This window comes from Pseudescherichia vulneris, from assembly GCF_902164725.1.
Taxonomy (GTDB): Bacteria; Pseudomonadota; Gammaproteobacteria; order Enterobacterales; family Enterobacteriaceae; genus Pseudescherichia; species Pseudescherichia vulneris.
On sequence record NZ_LR607338.1, the window covers coordinates 2,027,021 to 2,032,222 of the forward strand.

Below are 5,202 nucleotides of genomic sequence, written 5' to 3' on the forward strand. Positions count from 1 at the left end.
ACATGGTCTGCAATCCCTCTATCTTATGCTGACTCGCGCGTCACCAGCTGTCCCGAGAGGGTGATGCGCTGGGTCAGCAGATCCGGCTCTTTGATTTTGCGGATCATCAGCGACGCCGCCTGGCGTCCGGTCTCCTCGCTTGCCGACGATACGTAGGTAAACGAGGGCGACGTTAAGTTCACGTGCAGCATATCTTCGAAACCTATCAGCGCCACCTGCTGCGTCAGAAACACATCTTTCCCTACCGTACGTCCTACATGATGAATGCCGGAGAGCGAGCCGATCATGGCATCAGGCGAGTGGCAGAGCAGGGCGGTGATGGTGTTGTTCTTCTCCAGCAGCTGCCGGGTCGCGTGGCTCGCCGCGTGGGTCCCCTCCATGCAGGCCGGGGTCGACTCTTCCCGAGTGACTAACCCGTACTGGGTCAGCGCGCTGCGAAAACCGGCCAGCCGCTGCTGGCGGATCAGGCTGTTCTCCGTGCCGCCAATGTAGGCGATGCTGCGGTGGCCGCGCTCGATCAGGTAGCGAGTGGCGAGGCTGGCGGCCTGGCGGTTATCGCGCATCACCAGGTTGCACTCCTCCTCCAGCAGGGATTGCGATACCACAACCAGTGGCAGAGGGCAGGTGCGGATCGGCGTAGGCAGACGAGAGGTGGTAGCATCGGAGGCGAGGTAGATCACGCCAGCCACACCCTGCTGCTTAAACGAGAGCAGGCAGCGCTCAAGGCTGTCGCTATCGTTGAGAGGCTGGCTGAGAAAGACCATGTAGCCCTGCTTCTCCAGCTCCAGCACGGTGCTGGCCATAACCTTCACCGAGAAGCTGTCGCTAAAGTCACGCAGGATCAGGCCAATCAGGTTAGAGGTATTGGCCCGGAGATTGGCTGCCGCCACGTTGTGGACGTAGCCGAGCGTGTCGATCGCCTGCTGCACTTTTTCAATTGTGGCGGTCGATATTTTTCCTTTTTGGCGAAGCACCAACGAAACGGTGGAGACGGAGACGCCCGCCAGCTTCGCGACATCAATAATGCTAACCTTCTTCAAATCCACTCCCTGAACTTAACGGCTATGCAGTCAACGATGAAAAGTCTCCTGTACGATACAGGAGACCTTATCACCTTAACAGCGTCAGGTTACTTGCCGATCATGCCCGACATGGTCTGGGCGATAAACTGCGCTCGCGCGCCGAAAATCACCTGAATACCGTTATCACCAACGAACACCACGCCGCGTGCACCGACGCCGTTCAGGCCGTCCTTGTCCACCAGCTCACTCTTCGCCACTTCGAGGCGCAGGCGGGTGATGCAGGAGCCTACCGAGCTGATATTTTGCGCGCCGCCCAGCAGGGCCACGATCTCGGTCGCCAGTTCGTCATCGGTTTTATCGTTAACGTTAGCGGTCACTTCGGTACGGCCCGGCGTTTTCACGTCGAAGCGGCGGATCACAAAGCGGAAGGTGAAGTAGTAGATCAGCCCCATCGGGATGCCGACGATAATTGCGTTCAGGAAGTTGGTCTGGTAGCCGTTAAACGACGGCAGAATACCGAACGAGATATAGTCGATCAGGCCCGCCGAGAAGGATTTCGCGATGTGCGCATGGAGCAGATACATGCACATATACGACAGCCCGGCCATGATGGCGTTAAAGACGTAGAGCACCGGTGCAACGAAGATAAAGGTAAACTCAACCGGCTCGGTGATCCCGGTCAGGAAGCAGGTCAGCGCGGCGGAGAAGAGAATCCCGGAAGCGATCTTTTTGTTACGAGTATGCGCCTCATGGTACATCGCCAGACAGGCCGCCGGCAGCGCAAACAGCATCAGAGGGAACTCGCCCTGCATGAACTTACCGGCGTTTTGGTAGGTGTCGCTGCTGAACGATTTAGCACCTTCTTCCAACATTTTGAACCAAATGGTCTGGTCGCCGTGAATAACCTGGCCCGCCTGAGTAGTGTAGTCGCCAAACGAGTACCAGAATGATGGATACCAGATGTGGTGCAGGCCGAGCGGGATCAGCGCACGTTCCACCAGTCCAAAGATAAAGGTCGACGCGGCCTGATTATCGCCGTTTACCACTACTGAGAGCGCATCGATACCCGCCTGGATATGCTGCCAGACGTAAGGCAGCAGCAGGCCGAGCAGGAACGACAGGAAGGCGGTAGCAATCGCCACAAAGCGTTTACCGGAGAAGAAGCCGAGGAATTCCGGCAGCTGCATAGTGTGGAAGCGGTTATAGCACCATGCGGCCAGGATGCCGCAGATCAGGCCGCCAAAGACGCCCATCTGCAACGTCGGGATGCCGACCACCATGGCATACTTTCCGCCCTGGGAGGCCATCTCTGGGGTAATCGACAGCACCGTGCCGATGGTCATGTTAGTGATAAACACCGAGACCGCCGCCGAAAGCGCGGCAATGCCGGACTCTGACGCCAGGCCTACCGCAGAGCCGATGGCAAACAGCAGCGGTAAGTTATCAAAGATAACCCCACCGGCGTTCATCATCAGCGGCAGGTGAAACTTATCGCCAAACGCCAGCAGCAGACCTGCGGCAGGCAATAGTGAGATTGGCAGCATCAATGCGCGGCCAATCATTGATAACTTCGAGAGCGATTTTACGAACCCCGACAGCAGACTCATGCGGTTTTCCCCTAATTATAGAAACCCTGGTGATGGCGTAGTTGTTGTTAGTAGAATTATAAGTAGAACGTTTTAGTAGAACGTTTTACTTATCGTGATTTAAGCCATGGCGGGCCGCAACAGAAATCTGTTGGGAAGTCAGACGAATTTGTTATTCTTTGATGTGGATCGAGCAATGGCCCTTATGAGTCAAGGGCCATTAAGGCGGGATTAATCAGTTACAGTGATACTTTGACCGTTAAACGTGACCGTTTGTCCTGCCACAATCTTGCAGCGCTTGCGGGTTTCTACCGCGCCATCGACGCTGACCAGGCCATCGGCAATAAAATTCTTCGCCTGTGCACCGCTTTCGCTCCAGCCTTCCAGTTTCAGCAGATCGCACAGCTCAACGTGCGGATGTTTACCTAATGAGAACGTTGCCATCTTATGCTTCCTTTACGTCGTGATACTCTTCGCACGCCTGCAACGTATTCTGAATCAGCGTTGCGACGGTCATCGGGCCTACGCCGCCCGGAACGGGGGTGATATAGGCGGCACGCGAGGCGGCGTCTTCATACACCACATCGCCGACCACTTTGCCGCTCTCAAGACGGTTGATGCCCACGTCAATGACGATCGCACCCTCTTTGATCCACTCCCCAGGAATAAAGCCCGGTTTGCCCACGGCGACGATCAGCAGATCGGCGTTCTCAACGTGCTGGCGCAGGTTTTTGGTGAAGCGGTGGGTAACAGTGGTGGTGCAACCTGCCAGCAGCAGCTCCATACTCATCGGGCGGCCGACGATATTGGATGCGCCAATCACCACGGCGTTCAGGCCGTAGGTATCGATGTTGTAGCGCTCCAGCAGGGTCACGATGCCACGCGGCGTACAGGGGCGCAGACGCGGCGCACGCTGGCACAGGCGGCCAACGTTATAGGGGTGGAAGCCATCAACGTCTTTATCCGGCGATATACGTTCCAGCACCTTCACGTTATCGATACCTGCCGGCAGCGGCAGCTGAACCAGAATGCCGTCAATCTCACCGTCGGCGTTAAGCGTGTCGATCAGGGTCAGCAGTTCGGCTTCGCTGGTGGTTTCCGGCAGATCGTAAGAGCGGGAGATAAAGCCCACCTCTTCACAGGCTTTGCGTTTGCTGCCCACGTATATCTGCGATGCAGGGTTGCTACCCACCAGCACAACGGCCAGCCCAGGGGCGCGAAATCCTGCCGCAACGCGGGCCTTCACTTTTTCCGCAACCTCAGAGCGCACCTGCTGCGCAATCGTTTTACCATCAATAATCTTTGCTACCATCAGAGAGAAGATTCCATCTGTAAATTGAAGTAGAGGGGATTGTGTATAGTGTGTCAGAAGCGCGCCGCGCTGTCAGTTAACGTTTGCATTATTCGCACGGCGAGGGGACGTAAAGTGCGGCTCGATGCTCATTTCACCAGCATCTGACGCCAAAGCCATTGACTCAACGGGCGTTGACCGTATAATCCCAGGCGTTTCCACCGTTTAGGTGGGGCATCTCGCGCAATGCGCCCTTAGCTCAGCTGGATAGAGCAACGGCCTTCTAAGCCGTAGGTCACAGGTTCGAATCCTGTAGGGCGTGCCATTAGTATTCAATAAGTTACGAATTTTTAGTTCGAACTACCTCTCTTTCTGTGTCATCTTTGAGTCATTGTTACTAAAAGCCACACCTATTTTGGGTAGACTCGCTGAAGTTATTAGGTGCAAGGTGGGCTTATTTGCTTTTCAAGGGCTAACAATGACCGTTCAAACCTACTGGAACCGCATGGTTCCCGAACTGACCGTAATGGATTTTCCCGCCTCGCTGCATTTTTACGTCGAGGTCCTCGGCTTTTCCATCATGATTAGACGTTACGACCCGGAGTTTGCCTATGTGTGCATGGGCGAGGCGCAGCTGATGCTGGAGCAGTATCACGACGGCGGCTGGAATACGGCGGAACTCGTGCGGCCTCTGGGACGTGGCGTGAACTTCCAAATCGAAGTGGACGATGTCGATCCAATCCTCTCCCGCCTGCAGGCCAATAGCGTTGCGCTATATCGCCCCCTTCGCGACAACGTCTACAGCACAGGCGACACGGAGGCGTGTCAGCGGGAGTTTCTGGTTCAGGATCCTGATGGCTATCTTCTGCGCTTCAGCCAGTACCTCGACTAGCCGTTTATCCTGCCCAGCAGCAGCTCTGAACAGCTTTTTGGCGTATCTACCGCGTGCTGCTTCTCTGCCGCACTGAGCTGATCCCAGGCGTGAAGCAGGGCTTTGCCCAGCGATGAAGAGAAATGGGTTTTCTTCAACGCATAATCCGAATTGCCCCCCTCAATCATCTGCTCCATCTCGGTCAGTCCAGCCGTGGGCGAGCTGCTTTTCACGGTGCAAAGCACGGAAGCGTACCAGGCCTTGTCTTCATCGCTATAGTGCGGAACCAGCCACCAGGCTAGCAGCGCAATAACGGCAACGAGTAAAATAACGGTGAGGGGTTTAACTTTTTTCATATCAGTAACGGCAGCCGTAAAAAATTGAGTCGGTAGTATAGCGCCTCTGCTTAAACAGAAGGACTACGGTAATCAC

Annotated in this window: 6 protein-coding genes and 1 tRNA gene; 2 read left to right on the forward strand and 5 right to left on the reverse strand. The window is 55.6% G+C overall.

What is annotated here, in order from left to right:
• Positions 1-23: 23 nt before the first annotated feature.
• From malI to folD, 4 genes are all read right to left on the reverse strand, one after another.
• Positions 24-1,040 carry a Mal regulon transcriptional regulator MalI gene (gene malI / locus FN633_RS08670; RefSeq protein WP_154057435.1) on the reverse strand — a complete coding sequence of 339 codons (1,017 nt, stop codon included), beginning with the start codon at positions 1,038-1,040 and terminating at the stop codon, positions 24-26.
• An 89-nt stretch (positions 1,041-1,129) separates the two neighbouring features.
• Positions 1,130-2,629: a PTS transporter subunit EIIC gene (locus FN633_RS08675; protein WP_042391739.1), complete on the reverse strand. Its 1,500-nt coding sequence runs from the start codon at positions 2,627-2,629 to the stop codon at positions 1,130-1,132.
• A 210-nt stretch (positions 2,630-2,839) separates the two neighbouring features.
• Positions 2,840-3,052, reverse strand: coding sequence for a ribosome-associated protein YbcJ (gene ybcJ / locus FN633_RS08680; RefSeq protein ID WP_042391741.1), 213 nt, complete (start codon positions 3,050-3,052; stop codon positions 2,840-2,842).
• A gap of 1 nt (position 3,053) precedes the next feature.
• Positions 3,054-3,920, reverse strand: coding sequence for a bifunctional methylenetetrahydrofolate dehydrogenase/methenyltetrahydrofolate cyclohydrolase FolD (folD, locus tag FN633_RS08685; RefSeq protein ID WP_042391742.1), 867 nt, complete (start codon positions 3,918-3,920; stop codon positions 3,054-3,056).
• A gap of 227 nt (positions 3,921-4,147) precedes the next feature.
• Here folD and FN633_RS08690 point away from each other — a divergent pair.
• A tRNA-Arg gene (locus FN633_RS08690) sits at positions 4,148-4,224 on the forward strand.
• Positions 4,225-4,377: 153 nt separating this feature from the next.
• Positions 4,378-4,791 carry a bleomycin resistance protein gene (locus FN633_RS08695; RefSeq protein ID WP_243731487.1) on the forward strand — a complete coding sequence of 138 codons (414 nt, stop codon included), beginning with the start codon at positions 4,378-4,380 and terminating at the stop codon, positions 4,789-4,791.
• On the opposite strand, the gene FN633_RS08700 is transcribed toward FN633_RS08695, so the two are convergent.
• The gene (locus FN633_RS08700; RefSeq protein ID WP_154057436.1) at positions 4,788-5,126 is read right to left on the reverse strand and encodes a hypothetical protein; all 339 of its coding nucleotides are present in this window, start codon (positions 5,124-5,126) and stop codon (positions 4,788-4,790) included. The two genes, FN633_RS08695 and FN633_RS08700, sit on opposite strands and share 4 nt — an antisense overlap.
• Positions 5,127-5,202: the final 76 nt, after the last annotated feature.